Origin of the sequence: Noviherbaspirillum sp. (genome assembly GCF_035254865.1) — a bacterium.
Taxonomy (GTDB): Bacteria; Pseudomonadota; Gammaproteobacteria; order Burkholderiales; family Burkholderiaceae_D; genus Noviherbaspirillum.
Genome location: NZ_DATFAF010000086.1, coordinates 14,868 through 35,438, shown reverse-complemented (window position 1 = coordinate 35,438; position 20,571 = coordinate 14,868). Strand labels below are relative to the sequence as shown.

Here is a 20,571-nt window from a genome sequence, read left to right as displayed (position 1 = left end):
GCCTTGGCAGTTCGATCAACAATATGGCGAGCGGATCGGGCCAGGACGCGCGCAGCGCCAGCCCACGCGGAGTACGCAGCGCGCCGCAAACCCGAAGACCGGTCCGCGCAGTCGTTTTTCAACAGGCTGCTAGTTGCAATACATTTTCTTGGCGGGTTCATTTTTCTTCACTCCATCGTCTTTCGGACCGGCGGTGTCTTTCCTCTCGTCCTTCTTCTCTTCACTCTTCGGGCCGTCAGACGTGCTGGACGTACTCGATGTGCTGCTTGCGCTGGTCGAACTGCTCGTACCACCGGGGGTGGAGGAAGCGCTCCCACCCGCAGCCGGCGTCTTCGGCGTGGTCGTGCTTGTTGGCGGCGGGAGCAGGCTCATCGTTTGCGTGGTCGCCGTGACAACGGCATTGATAGTCGACGTGACGGTGGTTGTCACCACTTCCGTGCTTGCCGGCGTACTCGGAGGCAATACCGTCGTGCATTCCGGCAGCGAGGGATTCGTCGTGCACAAGCTCGCGGCCGGCATGACGACGCTGCAACCGGCAAGCGTCGGTGTCGCCGTGCATTGCGCGATGGTCGGCAGGACCGCCTTACACCCGGCCAGGTTCAGGTCCACCGTACATAGGTCAATGCTTGGCAGGACCGCGCTGCAGCCGGCAAGCGTCGGGGTTGCAGCGCAGCTTGCCAGAGACGGCAGCACCACCGCACAGCCTGTCAGAGCGGAATTGGCCGTGCACTGTGAAACGGTGGGCAGCACAGCCGTGCAGCCGGCAAGCGTCGGCGTCACGCTGCAGCTAGCCAGCGAAGGCAGAACCACGCTGCAACCGGCAGCTGTCGGGGATGTCATGCAGGTGGTGAGCGAGGGCAGCACTGCCGTGCATCCCGTGGTCGTCGGCGACGTGATGCAAACCGACAGGGACGGCAGCACTGCGGTACAGCCAGTCATTGCCGGCGATATCGTGCAAATCGCGAGTGAAGGCAGCACCGCGCTGCAACCAGGCAGCGTTGGCGTTGCCGTACATTGCGCGATCGTTGGTAAAACTGTCGTGCAACCGGCCAGCGTCGGCATGTCCGTGCACTGGCTTAGCGTTGGCAACACCGCCGTGCAACCCGCTAGCATCGAATTGGCCGTGCAATCGCTCAAGCTTGGCAGAACCGCCGTGCAACCCGACAACGTCGGCGTGGCCGTGCACTGGCTCAATGTCGGCAACACTGCCGTGCAACCCGCTAGCGTCGGCATGCCGGTACAGTCGCTCAGGGTCGGCAGAACTGCCGTACAACCCGACAATGTCGGAGTTGCCGTGCATTGGTTCAACGTCGGCAGCACCGCTGTGCAGCCGGACAAGGTTGGCGTAGCCGTGCATTGGCTCAGCGTAGGCAACACTGCTGTGCAACCCGCGAGCGTCGAATTAGCCGTGCAATCGCTCAAGCTTGGGAGGACTGCCGTGCAGCCCGCTAGCGTCGAATCGGCCGTGCACTGACTCAAGGACGGCAGCACCGTCGAGCAGCCGGACAGGTTAGGATTGGCAACGCAGTCGGACAAGGTGGGGGGTGGCGGGGGTGGCGGAGGCGGGGGCGCATTCTGGTTGGACATTTGCGTGACCGACGATCCCGCCACCGTGCTGCCCGCGGCAATATTGATTGCGTTGCCCGCGACCAGCGTCACGGTATTACTCGTGGAAACCGTGGCGCCGGCAGCGATGGTCAGCTGGTCGGTCGTCTGACCACTCGAACCTGCCGTAAGCGTAATCGGCCCCGAGGCCGACTGCACAGCTCCGTTGACGTTCAGCGGACTGTGCGCCGTCAGCGTAATCGCCCCGCTTGCCGTCGATACCGTCTTGGCCGCACCCACCGTCAGCGCGCCGGTGTTCTCGATCTTGATCGCTCCGGCCCCGCCAGCCGCCGTCTGCTGGACGTCGTCCAGTGTCAGCGGCAGCGAATTGGTGATTGCGATATCGCCGCTCGCCCCTGTATTCGTCGCGGCCAGCGTGCTCACGCTCGTTCCGAGCGTCATGCCGTTCGCAGCGGATGCAACGAGTACGCCGCCGGCCACGGTCCCAGGCCCGCTGATTGCTCCCGATGACATCAGTTGCACGGTGCCCGTTCCGGCATTGATGCCAGGCATGCTGTAGGTATCGCCCGCAACCGTTCCGTTTGCATTGAACACGGAAAGGTCCGCGCCGTTGGAAAAGGAGAAGCTGCCTCCGTCGGTCTTGCCTGCCAGGTTCGTCACGGCGTTGCCGCTATTGGTGAGCGAAACCACGTCAGTACCGCCGGCGCGCACGCCGAGATCCTGGACGTTGATCGCTGTGCCGCCGGCCTGGCTCACACCGCCGCCACTCAGCAGGCCGATGCGCGTCGTCGCTGCATTGCGATCGGTTACAGTACTGCCGCCCACTGTGATGCCAGCCACGTAAATATCGCCAGTGGGATTCACCGTGTCCTCGGTGCCGATACCGACCACCGGCGTGACGAGCTGATACAGATTCGTGACTGTCAGGCAACCGCCATTCAACGTGGTATTGCAGACCAGGGAGCCCACGGTGATCGGACGGCCGGAAGAATACGGACGCACCGAGACGCTGCTCGCAGTCACTGAATTGTTCAGTGTGATGCCGTCGGTTTTGAAACCCACGCCGCCGGTTCCCGCGGCAATTGCCTGGCTGACGGTAACAGCAGCGTCCGCGACGCTCGTTTCGAGTTCGAGCGTCGTGTTGTTGGTGTTGATGCCGTTGATCGCATTGCCTGCCACGCCGGTGAGCGACGCAATGTCGAGACTGGATGCGGTGCCGACCATCGATTTGCCAATGCCCGCGCTGTTGGTATTCAGATTGACGGCAAGCTTGCCGAAATTGTTGTTGGTATTGGGCAGCTTGACATCACCCGCCGCTTCCAGCACCAACCCGCCGCCGTTGGCCCAGACTGCATTCGGATGGACGAAATCGCCGTTGGAAATCGCCGCCTGCGAAATGCCGGCGGTATCGGATTTCAGTTTGATGGTGCCGGTATTCTGCGACACCGTGATGCCGCTTTGAGCGTGCACCGTGTCGACCGCTATCTGGTTCAGCGAGCGGTATATGAAATCGCCGGTCGTCGCAGTGCCGGCGATGATGCCAACATTGTTCGACTCCGGCAGGTTGACGCTCGCGCCCTTCACGGCAAGGCTGCTCACGCTGTCGATTGTCGCTCCCGCTGCCTGGGTGACATTGCCTGTTGCAACGAGATCGAGCACAGGTGCGCCCATGCTGGTGAGCGCACTCGAGATGTTGATGCCTGTGCCGCCAGCGCCGGTGCTGTCAATGCGCAGAATGCCGGCATGAATCGCACCGAGTTCGGCGGTGGAAAGTTCAAGCTTCGGATTGGCATCGCCAGTACTGCCGAGATCGATATCGCTGTCGCTGCTGAGCAGCACAAAACCGGTGCCGCTTCCGGCGTTGATGGTCGGCGTACCGCTATCGACGAGGCTCATCTTCTGGGCCGTCAGAAAGATCGGGCCGGCGGCCGTGATATTGCCGCTGTTCGTGAATTTACCGACCGGCGCCGATACCGTGATGCCGCCGGACGACGCAAGCGTATTGCTGTTCAGGATATCGCCTGTGGTCGCAGTCATTTGAAGCGACGAGGTGACGTTGATCGCGCCGCTATTCGTCAACGTCCCTTGTCCGGCGGTCAGAATTGCCTGGTTGCCGGAGAGCGCCGCGCTATTCGTCAGGCCGCCTGTGTCGCCGCTCAGGGACACCACTCCGCCGGCGGTCACTTGCCCGCCATTGGACAGCGTATTGTTGCTCGATATCAGGGATACGTTGGTACCGGCATTGATCGCCGCGGTATTGCTGACCGTGCCGGAGGTCGAATACAAGCCGACCGCCCCGCTGGCCGACGTGAGCGCACCGGTATTGAAAACCGCGCCGGACGCCGAGGAAATCGTCAGTGCGGAATCGGTCGTGATCTGCGCGTTGTTCGTCACCGTGCCCAAGGTCGATGCAATGCTGATTGCCGGCGCCTTGATGACATTGCCGCCGGCGGTCGTGAGCGCGCCGTCCACGGATTGCAGAGACAGGCTGCCGGTCAGCTTGCCGGGGGTCTTGAGATCCAGGGAACCGGCCGTATCGAGCGTGGTTAGGCCGGCGCCCTGGATCAGCAGCTGTCCGCTGGTGGCAATGTTCGCCAGCTCCGACGTGCCCAGTTCGAGCAGGCCCGCAGTGATATTGGCACTATTGGCACCGCTGCCGATCTTGATCGCTGACGCCGCGCTTGGCATCAGCGTCACATTGCCGGTGCCGGCATTGATCGCGCCTAGCATCTGGATATGGTCGGCGGTCATGTTAATGGCGCCGCCGCCGCTGTTGATCTGCGTGACTGCCGCGATGCCGATCTTCGCGTCGGGATTCGAGGAATAGAGTGTAATCGCACCGCCGTTCGAGTTGATCTCCGGCGTGGACGATGTGTAGACGTTGATGCCGCTTAATCCATTCAGATAGATTGCCCCGTTATTGCTGTTGATGGGGGCGTGCACCTCAATGGTATGGTTGACATCCGTCGCGACGGCGATTTCTCCGCCGGAACCGAGATTCTTCACACCATAACCGACGGCCCCGATGTCGGAGATCGACAGGTTCGAGCCGCTGTTGCTAATGCGAATCGGACCGGTGCCGGTGTTAAGCGCGTTGACCGAGCTGACCTGCGTCGTCATCGCATTGGTGGAGGCGGTACCGTAGATGCCGGTGGCCGCCGTCATCTTTAGTTGATTACCGTAGATGGTCTTGCCGTTTTGCAGACTGATGGCATCTCCGGATTTCAAGGTGACGTTGCCGTTTGTGCCTCCGGACCCGCGTGCGTCAATATGGGCCCCGCCCAGCGTCATGTAGCCGCCCGAGGTCAGGGAAATATTGCCACCGTTGCCGCCGCCCGGGGTCGTCGCAGCGCCGCGCAACACCACATTGCCGCTGGCATTGACCGTAATTGCGCCTCCGGCGGTTCTCAGCGTACCGACGTCGATTGTGGCAGCCTGCGGTGACGCCCCCGTACCGGTTTCGAGCGTGATCGTGCCGGTTCCCTGGGTCTGGAACACGAGATTGGAAGAATCGACACTGTTGACGAGATTGATGCCGATGGTGCCGGAACCGTCACCTGATGCATTGCGGGTGCGCATGATCAGGTTGGAATTGGACGGCAGAGTGACGGTACCGCCGAAGCTTCCCACCGCGCCAATGTAATCGGTCGCCTCGAGCACGATGTTGGTGCCGGCTGCCATACCTTCGAGTTCGGACTGGTAGACGTTCGAGATGCCAGCCGACGTAAGATCACTGTCGGCGAAATTGACGGTGCCGGCTGTCGCGTTGCCTTGGAATGTAGTATTGCCGTCGGGTGTGGCGGCACCGTCACCGGAGCCGCCGACGATGGTGATCGTCGCAGGATCGAGCAATAGCGTCCCGCCCTTTCCCTTCGACGCCGCGACATTCACTGCAGCGTGGTGTTCAAGCGTCTGCTTGCCCGAGGATTCGACAAAGCCACCATCGCCGCCCTGAGCGCCGCCGCGAGCGGAAATGTTGCCGTAGTTGCGGGTCACTTCGTCGGACCAGACGATCACCTTGCCGCCGTTGCCGCTGTCCGTTGCGTCAGCCTTGATGTCGGCGCCGCTGCCGACGTAAGTCCGTCTTGCATTCGGAACCGCTGCGTTCTCGCCATGATAGTCGCCCCCCACCAGGACAGTGCCGCCCCCGGTCCTGCCGCTCGCGTCGACACGCGCGCCGCCGGCCAGCCCGACCCGGTCGCCCAGAACGTCGATCTCGCCGCCGCGTCCCTCGCCGGTGGCCGTCGTCACGCTGCCCGTATCCAGAATGGTGTCGCGGCTCGCCTTGAACACGATCTTGCCGTTCTCGCCCACCACCGCGCTGTTGGCATTGACGATGCCGCGTTGATGAATCAGCGCGCCGTAGATGCCGGTCTTGCCGCCTTGCGCGATGATACGGCCGAGGTTGATCGCTTCGTTTTCGGGTGCGCTGAGCACCACATGCAGAGCCGGGTTGGCGCTGTCGACGAGTTGTACCGTATGGCCGGCTGCCAGCAGCACTTCGCCCTTGGGTGAAGTAATGATGCCGCTGTTTTCCACGTTCGGCGCAATCAGCAGCACCTGTCCGCCGCTTGGCGTGGTGATGGCGCCCTGGTTCTGAATCCGGCCGGCGGTGCTGCCCGCCTGGAAGTTCATGCGGCCCAGCAGAAAGTCTTCGTTACTGAGGTGCAGCGTGGACGCGATCAGGCCGTTGACGTCGACCTGCGCGCCCTGTCCGAACAGGATGCCATTCGGATTGATCAGAAATACCTTGCCGTTCGACTGCAGTGCGCCGAGGATCGCGGAGGGATCGCCGCCGGTCACGCGGTTCAACACGGCGCTGCCGGGATTTTGCTGGAGAAACCGCGTGAGCTCGCCTGGGTTGATCGAGAAATTCTGCCAGTTGATGATCGCGCCGGGCGTATTCGTGATGGACAGCGTGTTGCCCTGCGTGACGAAGCTCGCCTGGCCGTTGACGACTTGCGGGCCTATCGGATTGGCGAGGAGGTTGCCGGCAAAACAACCGGCGATCAGCAGTGGCAGTGCGCGACGGCGCAGACTTGCTGCATGTCCTGCAGCACGATGTTGACGCTTCATGATGTTCATGTTGTCCCCTGCTAATACGACAATGCGATCTTGACGTGCAGTCGCCTGTCGCCCTTGCTCCGTGTATTCCCGGCGTCGATGACCTGGCCATAGTCCAGCTGCAGCGCCATGGTCTTGCCTGCGTTGAGACGCAGGCCCAGCCCGGCGCTTCCGATCGAGACCGTCGACGGCGCGATGCCGTTGTTTCTGAGTTGCGCCGTGTCGTAGAACGCCAGCATGCGGCATTGCGCCCACGCATCCTGACTGCCTGCGCACAGCTCAGGCGTGTACACTTCGGCGCTCGCCATGTGGCCGATGTCGTTGGATGCATCGCGTTCAGTGAAACCCCGCACCGAGCTCGCGCCGCCTGCGCCGAACTGTTCACCGGGGATAAGGACGTCGTTCGTGTATTGACCCGACAGGGACAAGTGCAATTGCCAGGCCGCGGGCAAGACCCGGCTGTAGTCGGCGCTGTAGCGCAGGATGCGATAGGCATCCTCGGCACCCGGGCGCGCCGCATTGAAATCGCGGCTGCCGCCCTTGCCGCCGCCGGGAATATTGCGCAAGGCCGTGAGGTTGAAGTTGACGGCGTTTTCCGCCCCGCTCCAGCTGCCGGCGTAGGCAACGCTGAGCGGGTGGACCGTGACGTCGTTGCCCAGTTGCGCCCCCTGCAACAACACGCTGTTATTGAAGGCCTTGTGGTCGATCCCGTAGATGAACCTGGAGTCGTAGTCGCCTTTGCGTCGCAAAACCTGGTTGTAGCGCCCGCCGACGACCGTGCCGCGCCCGCTCACTTGCAGGTTGACGATACCGGCCAGCACCGAACCGGAATCGACATTCGAATAACTGCCGAACAGATCGATCGAATCGCCCAGCGCATACAGGGGAATGTGATAACCCACGCCGTACACGCCGATCTTGCTCGGATGCTCCAGCGTTGTCGTGTACTGCAGGCTCAGCACCTGGTCGCGATCGGCGATGTTGGCGTGCTGGTATTGCAGTGTCAGTTGCGATTCACCGGTATTCTTGTTGCCGCTGTTGTCCAGGCTGGCCGAAAGTTTCCACGGCTTGTCGTCGGTCACCTTCAGCGTGGCGTCGATGTCCTCGTCGCCACTTTGCAATTGCAGCGCGGTCTTCTTGGCGGGATTTTCGTTGGCCAGTCTGAGGCTGGCCGACACCCGACCGATGTTTGGCGTACGGCCTTCCACCAGGCCGGGCAGGCTGTTGCGAATATTGGCTTCGCTGAAATGCTGATTACCTTCCACGCGCACTTTGCCGAGCCGGGTTTCCACCACCTGCAGCTTGACCACGCCCTGATTCAGCTCCTGCTCTGGCAAGGCAACCTGCACGACATTGAAGCCGAGCCGGTGATATTCCGCTTCCAGCGCTTCCAGCGCCATCTGCACATCCCCGAAGTTGCGATCCTTGCCTGCGAAGGGTGCGACGGCACGTTCGACCGCTTGCGTAGTGAGCAAGGTATTGCCGCTGACCTCGAAACGCTTGATCTCGAAACGGCCGACCTCGTCCGGCGCATCCGCTGCCGCAACGGGAAACACCGACACGGCAAACGCCGCACCGACCAGCAGGCGCGAAATATGATTTCTCATAGGTGATCACTCTAGGGGTGGTGCTGTATTTTTTATCGCCGCCGGGCTTCCCCGATATCGGCCGTTTGTCTAGTCGAACTATAACGCATGCCATTGATGCATCTCAAAATTGTTGTATTTTTTTCAGCAAAATTTCCCGGCATTTTGGTCACAGCGCACAACTCCGCAAACGCGTCCGGGACGGTAGCGGTTTCAGTGGCTTCCAAGGGGTGAAAGCGGTATTCGCGTTGAACCGTGCCTGCCGCCGCAAGTCATATAGGCAACCGGCGGCTCATGGCCGTACCGTTTGGCTGTTTCCGGAACGATGGAAGCGCAGACGGTGGATTGCGTCGGGTCATCCTGCGCGTTTTCGCTTGTCGTTCCATGAAGGGCCAGGGGGATGAGGCTGATCAGCAAATTCATTGCGCAGGCGGGCAACCGACCGCAACCCGACTGGGCTGCGGTCGGCACCTACCTCATGCGCTTCACGATTGCAGCAAGTGCTTATTTCCTCCTTGCCCGGCTCTCGGTCCACTTCGCCTTCCTTCCCGAGCTCACCAGCCCGTTCTGGCCGCCGTCCGCGGTCGCCCTGTTCGTCTGTCTCGCATGGGACATGCGCTACGCGCCTGCAATCTGGTTCGGGTCGATGCTCAACTCATACACCTTCGGCGCGCCCTGGTCCGCCGCGTCCGTCTTCGGCATCAGCTCCGCGCTGGAAGCCTGCATGGCGGCCTATCTGATCCAGCGGCTGTACCGCAACCGCGCCGATTTCATTTACCACGGACCGATCTTCCGTTTCATCGGCATCATTTTGCTTAGCGCGCTGATCGGCGCATCGATCGGGGCGATCGGTATTCGCATTGCCAGCCATCCCTCGACGTCCGCCTTGTTGCAAAGCTGGGTGACCTGGTGGCTGGGTGATGCGACCGGCATAATCATCGTGCTGCCGCTGCTGCTCGCATGGAACATCCGTGTCGGTATCAATTGGCATGCAGGAAAAATCGCGGAAGCCATCGCGTTTTTGATCCTGCTACCAACTATTACTCAGTTCGTCTTTGGCGGATTTCTCGGACGCTGGCCGGTCGCCTATCTTTCCATTCCCTTTTTCCTGTGGGCCGCCTTCCGGTTCAACCTGCCGACGGTCACCTGGACGACTGTCGTCGTCTGCGCCATCGCCGTCTGGAACACCGCGAACGGCAACGGCCCATTTGCAAGCAACGACATGAATGCTTCGCTGCTGCTGCTCATGATTTATTTCAGCGTGGTCGCCACCATGAGCCTTGCGCTTGCCAACGAGATTTATCAACGAAGCCTGGCGGAAACTACCCTGCGCAAGGAACGTGATGGCATGGAACAGCAGGTGCGCCAGCGCACCACGGATTTGCAGACAGAGATCGAGGAGCGCAAGCATTTCGAACAGGAACTTGCATCGCGCGAGCGCCAATTGGCCGAGGCACAGCGCGTGGCGCAGATCGGCAGCTGGAACTGGGACGTCGATTCGGGCGTGGTGACCTGGTCGGACCAGCTTTACAGCATCTACGACGTGAACAAGGAAAGCTTCGTCGTCTCACCGTCAAGCTGCCAGCCCCACATTCACGGCGACGACGTTGCCCCGTTGAAGCGGGTCATCGATCAATGCCTCGAAACCGGGCAGCCGTTCAGTGTCGACTACCGCATCATGTTGAAAGACGGCTCGCTGCGCTACGTCACGGCGCGCGGCCGAGGCGACAGGAACGGCAGCGACCGCGTCGTGCGCATGTTCGGTACCGTGCAGGATGTGACCGACGCCAGACTCGCCGAACTCTCGCTGCGCGAAGCCGAAGAGCGCTATCGCAAGGTGGTCGAGTTGTCGCCGGATGCGATCCTAGTCCAGCAGGATGGCGTCTTCGTCTTCGCCAACGGCGCGGCAATGACACTGCTGGGCGCCAGCAACGCCAGCCAGATCGTCGGCAGGCCGTTGGCCGATTTCCTGCACGCCGATTTCCATGCCCTGAAGCAGGAGCGCATCGCGCGCTTGCAGGAAGGCGAAACCTTCTCGTCGCTCGACGAGAAGTTCATCCGCCTGGACGGCAGTTTGGTCGATGTCGAGGTCAATTCCTCGCCTTTTCTCCATCGAAGCCGCCGCGCATCGCTATTCATCATGAGAGACATAACAGAGCGCAAGAAAACCGCCGAGCAACTGGCCTATCTCGCCCATTACGATTCGCTCACCGGTTTGCCCAACCGCATGCTGTTTCACCAAAGGCTGGAGCATGCGCTCACCATCGCCGCGCGCCCCGGCCGGTCGCTGGAGCTGCTGTTTCTCGATCTCGATCGCTTCAAGAATATCAACGACACGCTCGGCCACGGCACGGGTGACCGCGTGCTGCAGGAAACCGCGTCCCGGCTTCAGGGAATCCTGCGCGAATCGGACACCGTGGCTCGACTCGGCGGCGACGAGTTCGTAGTGCTGGTGGAAAACGTCGATGAGCCGCATCGCGGCGGCACCATCGCCGAAAAGATCCTGGCGGCCTTCGCCCCACCCTTCTTACGCGAATCCACTCCGCTCAACATCACGACCAGCATCGGCATCAGCAGCTTTCCCGACGACGGCACCGACGCCGATGCGCTGCTGAAAAATGCCGACGTCGCGATGTACCGCGCCAAGGAAATGGGGCGCAACAATTTCTGCTATTACTCGCCCGAACTGAACCGCCATACCGCCGAGCGTCTGTCGCTCGAATACGCGCTCAGCCATGCGCTCGAACAAGGGCAGCTCAGCTTGTACTACCAGCCCAAAATCGATGTCGTCAGCAAACTGATCATCGGCATGGAAGCGCTGCTGCGCTGGCGGCACCCGACGCTCGGCATGGTGCCGGCGCATCAATTCATTCCGGTCGCCGAAGACACCGGCCTGATCAAGCCGATCGGCTACTGGGCGATCCGCATGGCGTGCAAGCAAAACAGGCATTGGCAGGACACCAGTCCGGCGCGCCTGAAGGTTGCGGTAAATCTGTCCGCGCGCCAGCTTGCCGACGAAAAGCTGGTCGAAAACATCGCGGAGATACTGCGCGACACGGAACTCGATCCGCACTATCTGGAACTGGAAATCTCCGAAAGCGCGGTGATGGCCAATCCGGAAAAGGCCGTCAACATCCTGAATGCGCTGCGCGACCTCGGGGTCAGCATCGTGATCGACGATTTCGGGATCGGCTACTCGTCATTCGCCTATCTCAAGCAGTTTCCGATCCGCTCGGTCAAGATCGACCGCTCATTCATGCAAGGCATTCCCGCCAATCGTGACGATTCGGCTGTTGCCAAAGCCATCATCAGTCTCGCGCACGGCCTCGACTGCAGCGTGATTGCACAGGGCGCGGAGACGCAGCAGCAATACGACTTCCTGCGCGAGCATGCCTGCGACAGCGTGCAGGGTTTCTATTTCAGCGAGCCGATGCCGGCGGACAGTTTCGCCGACTTGATCAAGGTGCAATCCAATCTGCACCTGCATTGAACGCGTACAGAACAGTGGCTCAGGCGCGCCGCCACACGATCAGTCTGTTGTGCGCCGGCATTTCATAGTCGCGCTTCAATGCCAGTCCGTGCCCGGTTGCCATGCGGTCGACTTCCTCGAAGTCGCGTATGCCCATATGCTCCGCCTGCGCCTTCAGCGACGCATCGAAAACGGCATTGCTCTCGCTGGTGAATTGTCCGCCATAGTTGAACGGGCCGTAGACGCAGGCCAGCCCGCCCGGGCGCAAGACGCGCGCGATGCCGGCAAACATCGCGCACACCTCTTCCCACGCCATGATGTGACAGGTGTTGGCGGTGAACACCGCGTCGTACTGCTCCTGCGGCCAATGGTCCGCCGAGGAAGTATCGAGCGTCAAGGGCGACAGCACATTCGGCAGACCGGCCTCGTTCATCCAGGCATGGATGCTTGCATGATTCTGCGGGAGATCGCTGGTCTGCCAGGTGACATGCGGCAGATGCGCGCCGAAATAGACCGCGTGCTGCCCTGTCCCGCTGCCGATTTCCAGCACGCGCGCGGGATGAGGCAGCAACTCGCTCAGCACCGCAAGAATAGGTTGGCTGTTGCGTTCGCACGCAGCGGAGAATTGTTTGGTCATGGCAAATAGATGGCGTAATTTAATCGGTCTGGCCCTTCATTCAACGAGGCATGTCCTGTCCGGTCGCATCGGCGGCGCGGTTGGGTTTCTCGCGCTCACCCGGCATCTTCCGTCGTCCCCAGCATCCGCGCCACCCGCGATCGCATTCGCTCCACGTGCGAACCCTCCCAATATACCCGTGAGCACCCCTGGCACTCGAAGAAGCGCTCATAGAACTCCCGGCTGTGCAGCGGCACGCGGTGCCCGACGACTTCCTTGTCGATCTGTTTCAGCTCGCCGCCGCAGGTCAGGCAGCGGCTGAACGCGCGCGCGGATTGGGTGAGATCGTAGCGACTGATGACTTCCATGACCTGCGCGTCGCTGGACCTTGAATGCAGATAGCAACCGCGCACGATTTCCTTCCTGATCAGCAGATCGCGATCGCGCGTGAGCACGATGCGGTCTTCGTCGGCGGCAACGCGTGCGACTTCCGCATCGCTGTAGTCGTTGCGGTAAAGAACATCAAAGCCGAGCATGCGCAGATGTTTCGCAAGCTGTCCCAGGTGTGCATCGGCGATGAAACGGGCCATGCCCTTGGTCGCCGGCCGCAACCGAACAAGCGGCGTGACATCGATCGAGGAAAAGCCTGGGTAGACGCTGACATGTTCCCCGTCATGCAAGCGCCAGGAAAAATCCACCGACGCACCGTCGACCAGGATCAGTTCAACCTCCGTGTGCGGAACGCCGAGGACTTCGATCATGTGCTTGACGCTCGCATCGCGCGAGAGCGGGTAAGGAAAGGTTTGCTGCCGCTGCCATGGCGCCAGGAAGTCATTCAGTTCTGCATAGAAGCGAAAATGCGCGGTCGCCACGATGGTCGTCGCCTGCCTTACGTATTGCCGTTGAGGATGCCGGCCCTGCCTTGTGCATGCCCCGGCGGCGCGCCCGGGGCGAAAGCGTCGCCGATGATTCCGAAAAAATCGCCCAGCGTATCGAACATGATGGTCATCAGGTAATACGCATAATCCATGACGCAGCGTGCATCCGATTCCATCTGCGTCGCGGACAGTGCGGCGAGTTGCCGCGCATCCTTCAAGGTCGCCAGTTTCCGCGCCGCAAAGTTCGCCTGGTCCAGCGCAAGTCGCGCCAGGTTGAGATGCAGATCGGTCATTTTCTTCATGCCGTCCATCGCCTTGTCGACCAGCAGGCCACCGGTCTCGATTTTTGCCTGGGTCGCTCTTGAAAGCTGCTCTTGAAACGATTGCATGCACTTCTCCATGGGGCGGCTGCAATTCATTCTATGTGAGGCTTGAGTGAAATCAAGGGAAGAAGATCGCATGGTTTGTTTCAGTTCTGCCGCGCGGCCAAATTCGTTTGATGCGCGTCAAGCTTACGCGCACGTGCGTCTGCTATTCGTCTTGCGGCCGGTCTAACCGGCAAGGCTTGCCATGCGCGGTTTCACCCGCGTCAACAAGGAATTCACCATGTCATACAAGACCATTCTGGTGCACGTCGATGAATCCACCCGTGCCAGCGAACGGATCAAGATCGCGTCGGCCATCGCGATGACCGAAAACGCTCACCTGATCGGCACCGCCATGACCGGCGCCTCCCGCTATCTGGTGCAGACCATGATGCTGGCGGATACCAATCCGAACCTGCGCACGCATCTCGACTTGTTGCGCGCACGCGCCGAGCGCGGCCTCGACGACTTTGAAAACTGTGTCCGGCGCCTCGGTCTGCCTTCGTTCGAGAAGCGACTGGTGGACGACGAGGCGGGCGCAGGCGTTTGCCTGCAGGCGCGCTACGCGGACCTCGTCGTGATCGGGCAAAACGATCCCGGCGAAGTGTCGCCGGTCGTGATGCCGGACTTCCCGCAATACGTCGTGCTCAATTCCGGCCGCCCGGTACTGCTGGTGCCGTATGCCGGCCGCTTCGACAACATCGGCAATCACGTCCTCATTGCCTGGGACGCCAGCATGGCGGCAACGCGTGCCGTGAGCGGTGCCATTCCCCTGCTGCGGCGCGCGCAGGTGGTGGAGGTGGTCGTCTTCAATCCGCAACTGCAGCCGCAGGCGCATGGTGCGATGCCCGGCTCGGACCTGGCCTTGTACCTGGCCCGTCATGGCATCAAGATCGAGGTCTCGCAGCAGCAGACCGATCTGGAAATCGGCGATGCCTTGCTATCGCAAGCAGCCGACATGGATATCGATCTCATCATCATGGGCGGCTACGGCCATGCCAGATTCCGGGAAATCCTGCTTGGCAGCGCAACCCGCGCGGTGCTGGAAACCATGACCGTGCCGGTCCTGATGTCGCATTGATTCCTGCAGGAAGCGCGGCGCGCTGCCGCAACGCCTTCGGCTTGATATTCCTCACTGCGCGCGCGGCGAATGGCAGGAAAGTAATCGCATCCCATTCTATTCAAGGCCAGGATCATGGAAAACTTCGGCGGCATCGACGGCACACTGCTTGCCCGAATCCAGTTCGCATTCACGGTCAGCTTCCACATCGTCTTTCCTGCGTTCTCGATCGGACTTTCGGCTTTCATCGCCACTCTGGAAGTGTTATGGCTGCGCCGGGGCGAAGCGCACTATCATCTGCTGGCCCGCTTCTGGACCAAGATCTTCGCCGTATCGTTCGCGATGGGCGTGGTGTCGGGCATCGTGCTGACTTACCAGTTCGGTACCAACTGGAGCCGCTTCTCCGAGGTGGTCGGCAACGTCGTCGGCCCTCTGATCGGCTACGAGGTGCTGACCGCGTTCTTCCTCGAGGCCAGCTTCCTCGGCGTGATGCTGTTCGGCTGGAATCGCGTGCCGCCCTGGCTGCATACGCTGGCCTCGATCATCGTAGCCTTCGGCACCGCGCTGTCGGGATTCTGGATTCTTTCGGCCAACAGCTGGATGCAGACACCGGCCGGCTTTGCCATGCGCGACGGGATCGCCTATCCGGTTGCATGGTCGCAGATCATCTTCAATCCGAGCTTCCCCTACCGCTTCGCGCACATGATGATCGCCACCTATCTCACCACCTCCCTGGTCGTGCTGGCGACCGGCGCGCGCTATATCCTCGCCGGCCGCTTCGAGCGTGAAGCGCGCACCATGGTGCGCATGGGACTGGGCATGGTGATTGTGCTGGCGCCCTTGCAAGTGCTTGTCGGCGACTTCCACGGCTTGAACACGCTCAAGCACCAGCCGTCGAAGATTGCCGCCGTCGAGGCGCATTGGGATGGCAGCAAGCCGGCCGGTCTGGTGCTGTTCGCCTGGCCCGATATGCAGGCGGAACGCAACCTGGCGGAAATCGCGATCCCGAATGCCGGCAGCCTGATTCTCACGCATGATCCGCAGGGACTGTTTCCGGGACTGCTCGACTTCACGCCGGAAAACCGGCCGCCGGTAGTGCCGGTCTTCTTTTCGTTTCGCTTGATGGTCGGACTCGGCGTGCTGATGCTGTTCATCGGCGTGATCGGGGGTGTGCTGTGGCTGCGCAAGCGCCTGTTCATCACGCCATGGTTTCTCAGGCCGGTCGGTCGCTGCTGGCCGCTCGGTTTCATCGCCATCATCGCCGGCTGGGTGGTGACCGAGTCCGGCCGCCAGCCGTGGGTGGCCTACGGGATTCTGCGCACCGCGGACGCCACCTCGCCGGTGTCCGGTTCGACGGTAGCGATCTCGCTTGCACTGTTCGTGCTGGTGTATTGCGTGGTGTTTTCGATCGGCATCGTGTACATCCACCGCATGCTGAGAAAAGGCCCGCAACCGCTGTCGCCCGCGCCGGAGGCCCTTCCCAACCGTCCGCTGTCGGCGGCACAGCAGGACGCAGGAGACGCGCCATGAGCACACTCGAATACACGCTGCCGGTAATCTGGGCATTGGTGATTGGCCTGGCGGTCGCCCTCTATGTCGTGCTCGACGGCTTCGACCTCGGCATCGGCATCCTGTTCCCGTTCTTTAAAACCGAGGCGCAACGCGACCAGGCGATGAATACCGTCGCCCCTTTCTGGGATGGCAATGAAACCTGGCTGGTGATGGGCGGCGGCGGATTGTGGGTCGCATTTCCCAAGGCGTATGCGGTGCTGATGCCGGCGGTGTATCTGCCGATCATCGTCATGCTGCTTGCACTGATTTTCCGCGGCGTCGCCTTCGAGTTCCGCTGGATTGCGAAACCGCACCATCACAAATGGGATCTGGCATTCGCGGCGGGTTCGACGCTGGCGGCATTCGCGCAAGGCGTGGTGCTGGGCGCCTTGCTGCAGGAAATCCATGTCGCGAACGGCCAGTTCGCCGGCGGCGCACTCGATTGGCTTACACCGTTCAGCCTCATGTGCGGCGTCGCGCTGGTGGTGGGCTATGCGTTGCTCGGTGCAACCTGGCTGATGATGAAGGCCGGCGGCGAGGTCGAGCAGCTTGCGCGGCGTGCCGGAATGCCGCTGCTGCTCGGCTTGCTCGCATTCATCGCCATCGTCAGCATCTGGACGCCCCTGCATATCGCGCGCATCGCCGAGCGCTGGTTCAGGCTTCCCGATTTCTATTGGCTGGCGCCGCTGCCGCTGGCGACGCTCCTGCTCGCATGGCTGTGCTGGCGCGGCATCCAGAACAATCGCACGATCCAGCCATTCGCATCGGCGGTCGGCCTGTTCCTGCTCGCCTACGCCGGTCTGGTGATTTCCAACGCGCCGTATCTGATACCGCCGTCCATCACGCTGTGGGATGCCGCCGCGCACCCGTCCTCGCAAGTATTCCTGCTGATCGGCGCGGTCATCCTCCTGCCGATGATTCTCGGCTACACGCTCTTCGTATTCTGGGTATTCCGCGGCAAGGTGCAACCGGGCGAGGGTTATCACTAATAAAAACGGCTGCATGAAGCAGCCGTTTCAATTTCCGTTTGTAGCGTCACGCCGGCATCAGAACTCTTCCCAATCGCTTTCATCGCCGGAGCGCAGGCCGGCAATGCGCTTCGTGCCGCTGGCGGCCGGCGCCGCTTTCGCGGGCGCTTGCAGTGCCTTCTTCCTGGCAAGCGGAATCACGCTGCTCTCCGCCGCCTTTTGTGGAGCCCTCGGTGTCACAGACGCAGCCGGCGCTACCTGCATGTTGCCGAGCTTGAACACGCTCACCACATGCGCAAGATTGTCTGCCTGCTCATGCAGGGACTCGGCCGCAGCGGCCGCCTCTTCCACCAGCGCCGCGTTCTGCTGCGTGCCTTCGTCCATCTGCGCGATCGCCTTGTTTACCTGCTGAATGCCATCCGTCTGCTCTTTGCTGGCGGTCGAGATTTCGCTCATGATGTCGGTCACGCGCTTGACGCTGTCGACAATCTCCTGCATGGTCGCGCCGGCCTGATCGACCAGCTTGGCGCCTACCCCGACCTTCTCGACAGAATCGTCGATCAGAGCCTTGATTTCCTTCGCCGCCGCCGCCGAGCGTTGCGCCAGCTGCCGCACTTCGGTCGCCACCACGGCAAAACCCTTGCCCTGTTCGCCCGCGCGTGCCGCTTCCACCGCGGCGTTCAACGCCAGAATATTAGTCTGGAATGCAATACCGTCGATCACGCCGATGATGTCGGCAATCTTCTTGGCCGATTCGTTGATCGACCCCATGGTATCGACCACCTGCGAGACCACTGCGCCGCCCTTGACGGCGACTTCGGAGGCCGACATCGCGAGCTGGTTGGCCTGGTAGGCGCTGTCGGCATTCTGCTTGACCGTGCCGGTCAGTTGCTCCATCGAGGATGCGGTTTCTTCCAGCGCGCTCGCCTGCGTCTCGGTGCGCTCCGACAGGTCGAGATTGCCGGAAGCGATCTGGCTCGACGCGGTCGCGATGGTTTCCGTCCCGCCGCGCACTTCGCTCACAATCCTGACCAGGCTTTCATTCATTTCCTTGAGTGCCTGCAGCAGCTGGCCGGTTTCATCGATGGTCGTGACTTCGATGCGCCTGGTCAAGTCGCCCGCGGCAACGCTGCGCGCGACATTGACCGCGTCCGCCAGCGGCTTGGCGATGGCACGCACCAGCCAGATACAAATCACGGTAGCAAGAAGGACGGCGAATGCCATACCGCTGATACAAGTCACGCGCACCCAGAAATAAATGGTCTGGTTCTTTTCGTATTCCTTTTTCGCGGTATCTTCCTGGTACTGCATCAGCCGGCTGGCGGCCTCGGATACCGGAGGGAACAATTCATTCATCGGGCCGCGCATGACGCGGCCGGCCCCCTGCACGTCATTGGCGCGCAGCGCCGCCACCGCCGGCTTCAAGCCCTCGGCGACAAACTTGCTGCGGGTTGCAATGAATTTGTCGGCGAGTTCCTTTTCCTGGGGAGACATGGTGCTGGCCGTACCCGCGAGGAAGCTCTCCCATCGGGCATTGATCTCGGCAATGCGCTTGTCTACCGCATCCATTTCCTTGGCAACGGCTGTCGGCTCGTCCGTCAAGGCCTGCGCTATGGCAATCTGATTACGATCGATCAAACGGACGATGTCATCCAGTTGCTCCATCGGAACCAGACGCTGCTTGAAATTGGTCTTGAGACCTTCATTGGCCACGTAGAGGCTGGAGAGACCGATCGCTGCGCCAATGATGCAATTCAGAGACAGAAAGGCGACCACAAAGATTAGGCGTGACTTGATCGTGAGATTTCTGAGCATGTTGCTCCTTCGTGCGGGAGATTTATATTTCTGTCAATTGCATACGCTCGGGACGCGCTTGTAAATCAAATCAGCCAAGTATTTCCAGGCAAAATATTGATTCCAATCAACTAGAGAATATTAGCATCGAACAATTAAATCCATGACGCCAGTCAGGAAAAATAGATGTGGAACTACAAGGAGATGGCCTACACAGGGGTGGCGCCGCATGTGTCGTTGCACGCGAACGACATCGCCGGCCTTGTCAACATCGGAAGGAATGGAAGACGCGCTCCGCCGGTGCGGCATCAGAGGTACGAGCGGCACCAGCGGCAGAACGAACTGGATAGGCGGCCTGCGGATGGCGCGGAAGGGGGCCGAGAACAGCGTCGGACGGGCAGAAAGGGTACGCGCGGCCGGCCTGACCGGCTACGATCCATCCGGATCCGTGCAAACGCGCTTCCGCTTCACACGCGCAGACAAGACAAACAGGATCGCCGGGCCCGCGCAGGAATCCGGAAGCGCATTTCCAGTAACGGCCACAGGCGGCATCCGAGCCAGCATCCCGCGGAGTATCAGGATGTCGACCCGGACGGAGTCTGGTCCTCAGTGAAAGTGCGTAGGCTGACCTCCGCCAGCCGGGGCAACCTCGGCTGGCTTCGGTTTGCCCTGGGCGTCGCTCAGGCGGTACTTGGTGCGGCGATCGCCCATCAAGTCGCGCAGTTCGCGAATGCTCATGCCGGTGGTCTCATGCATGCGGATCAGCAAGGATGCGCCGATCGGCAGTCTCCGGTGCCGGATCTTGCTGATGACCGGCGGGGCGACTTCGAGCATGCGCGAGAGTGCTGCGTCGTTCTTCAAATTCATTTTCTCGAGCAGCGTGTCCAGCAATCGGTTCGGATCATAAGTTTCCTGTCCGGATAGCGCGTGTTCGGTCATGATTGGCTCCTGAAATATATAAAAAACATCGTACTTAGGTGTAACAAATGACACCTTGACCTCAATTAAGTTTCCCGCCGCATCAGAAATTGTTCACAAATTGTTACGATAGCCCTGATTGATGCAGGATTTCCGCCGAATCAAGCCGTGTTTTTGCCTGCAGCAAGCTTCACTTAAGCTCTTCCGCAGCTTTTTTGCTCCCTCGTTTGCTCCCTTTTCCGGCAGCTTGCACGATGAGTCTGGCCGGATATGTTGTCTATCTATCATGCAAAGCAATAGTGTGCTCTTATTTGCGGCTCATCAACTTCCCGCTTCGTTCACTTTGCGCAACTCCGGCTCTTTGTACCGCGCTGTATTGTTTTCAAAGCCGCTTGGAACATTTACAAGAAAGCATTGCCAAAACGTCGTGAGCTCCATCTTTTAGCGCCCGGTCACGGGCACAGGATTTGCACCTCCCCCTCGCAGCACCAAAGACGCATTCTTTACTTGTGAGAAAGGAGATTGTCATGAATTGGGATACCGTTGCAGGCAACTGGACGCAGTTCAAAGGCAAGCTGAAAGAGCGCTGGGGCAAGCTGACCGACGATGAACTGGACATGATCAACGGGCAGCGCGATCAGCTCGTCGGAAAAATCCAGGAAGCGTACGGCATCGGCAAGGATGAGGCCGAGCAGCAAATCCAGGGATTCGAGCGCACCCTGCACTGAGCACTGCA

General features: G+C 60.9%; 12 protein-coding genes. 5 read left to right on the top strand and 7 right to left on the bottom strand.

Going from position 1 to position 20,571, the window contains the following annotated elements:
• Positions 1-129: 129 nt before the first annotated feature.
• Complete coding sequence (locus tag VJ651_RS21305; RefSeq protein ID WP_324109351.1) at positions 130-6,651, bottom strand: filamentous hemagglutinin N-terminal domain-containing protein; 6,522 nt, start codon at positions 6,649-6,651, stop codon at positions 130-132.
• A gap of 11 nt (positions 6,652-6,662) precedes the next feature.
• Positions 6,663-8,237 (bottom strand): ShlB/FhaC/HecB family hemolysin secretion/activation protein, encoded by a 1,575-nt coding sequence (locus tag VJ651_RS21300; protein ID WP_324109350.1) that lies wholly within the window; start codon positions 8,235-8,237, stop codon positions 6,663-6,665.
• Between the two features lie 379 nt (positions 8,238-8,616).
• Here VJ651_RS21300 and VJ651_RS21295 point away from each other — a divergent pair, with 379 nt between their 5' ends.
• Entirely contained in the window at positions 8,617-11,706 is a 3,090-nt protein-coding gene (locus VJ651_RS21295; protein ID WP_324109349.1) for a bifunctional diguanylate cyclase/phosphodiesterase, read from the top strand.
• Between the two features lie 19 nt (positions 11,707-11,725).
• On the opposite strand, the gene VJ651_RS21290 is transcribed toward VJ651_RS21295, so the two are convergent.
• From VJ651_RS21290 to VJ651_RS21280, 3 genes are all read right to left on the bottom strand, one after another.
• On the bottom strand, positions 11,726-12,322 hold the full coding sequence (locus VJ651_RS21290; RefSeq protein ID WP_324109348.1) for a DUF938 domain-containing protein: 597 nt from the start codon (positions 12,320-12,322) through the stop codon (positions 11,726-11,728).
• Positions 12,323-12,417: 95 nt separating this feature from the next.
• Positions 12,418-13,173: a DUF5615 family PIN-like protein gene (locus VJ651_RS21285; RefSeq protein ID WP_324109347.1), complete on the bottom strand. Its 756-nt coding sequence runs from the start codon at positions 13,171-13,173 to the stop codon at positions 12,418-12,420.
• A 17-nt stretch (positions 13,174-13,190) separates the two neighbouring features.
• Entirely contained in the window at positions 13,191-13,568 is a 378-nt protein-coding gene (locus VJ651_RS21280) for a phasin family protein (protein WP_324109346.1), read from the bottom strand.
• Positions 13,569-13,785: 217 nt separating this feature from the next.
• Here VJ651_RS21280 and VJ651_RS21275 point away from each other — a divergent pair, with 217 nt between their 5' ends.
• From VJ651_RS21275 to cydB, 3 genes are all read left to right on the top strand, one after another.
• Positions 13,786-14,625, top strand: a complete 840-nt coding sequence (locus tag VJ651_RS21275) for a universal stress protein (RefSeq protein WP_324109394.1) — start codon at positions 13,786-13,788, stop codon at positions 14,623-14,625.
• Between the two features lie 114 nt (positions 14,626-14,739).
• Positions 14,740-16,134: a cytochrome ubiquinol oxidase subunit I gene (locus VJ651_RS21270; protein WP_324109345.1), complete on the top strand. Its 1,395-nt coding sequence runs from the start codon at positions 14,740-14,742 to the stop codon at positions 16,132-16,134.
• Positions 16,131-17,144: a cytochrome d ubiquinol oxidase subunit II gene (gene cydB, locus VJ651_RS21265; protein ID WP_324109344.1), complete on the top strand. Its 1,014-nt coding sequence runs from the start codon at positions 16,131-16,133 to the stop codon at positions 17,142-17,144. The genes VJ651_RS21270 and cydB overlap by 4 nt, the downstream gene beginning before the upstream one ends.
• Positions 17,145-17,201: 57 nt before the next feature.
• Here the strand turns inward: cydB and VJ651_RS21260 are convergent, their stop codons facing one another.
• Both VJ651_RS21260 and VJ651_RS21255 read right to left on the bottom strand, forming a co-directional pair.
• Positions 17,202-18,938, bottom strand: a complete 1,737-nt coding sequence (locus VJ651_RS21260) for a methyl-accepting chemotaxis protein (protein WP_324109343.1) — start codon at positions 18,936-18,938, stop codon at positions 17,202-17,204.
• Positions 18,939-19,523: 585 nt separating this feature from the next.
• Complete coding sequence (locus tag VJ651_RS21255) at positions 19,524-19,856, bottom strand: hypothetical protein (protein WP_324109342.1); 333 nt, start codon at positions 19,854-19,856, stop codon at positions 19,524-19,526.
• 506 nt (positions 19,857-20,362) lie between these two features.
• On the opposite strand from VJ651_RS21255, the gene VJ651_RS21250 reads away from it, so the two are divergent.
• Entirely contained in the window at positions 20,363-20,563 is a 201-nt protein-coding gene (locus VJ651_RS21250) for a CsbD family protein (protein WP_324103150.1), read from the top strand.
• Positions 20,564-20,571: the final 8 nt, after the last annotated feature.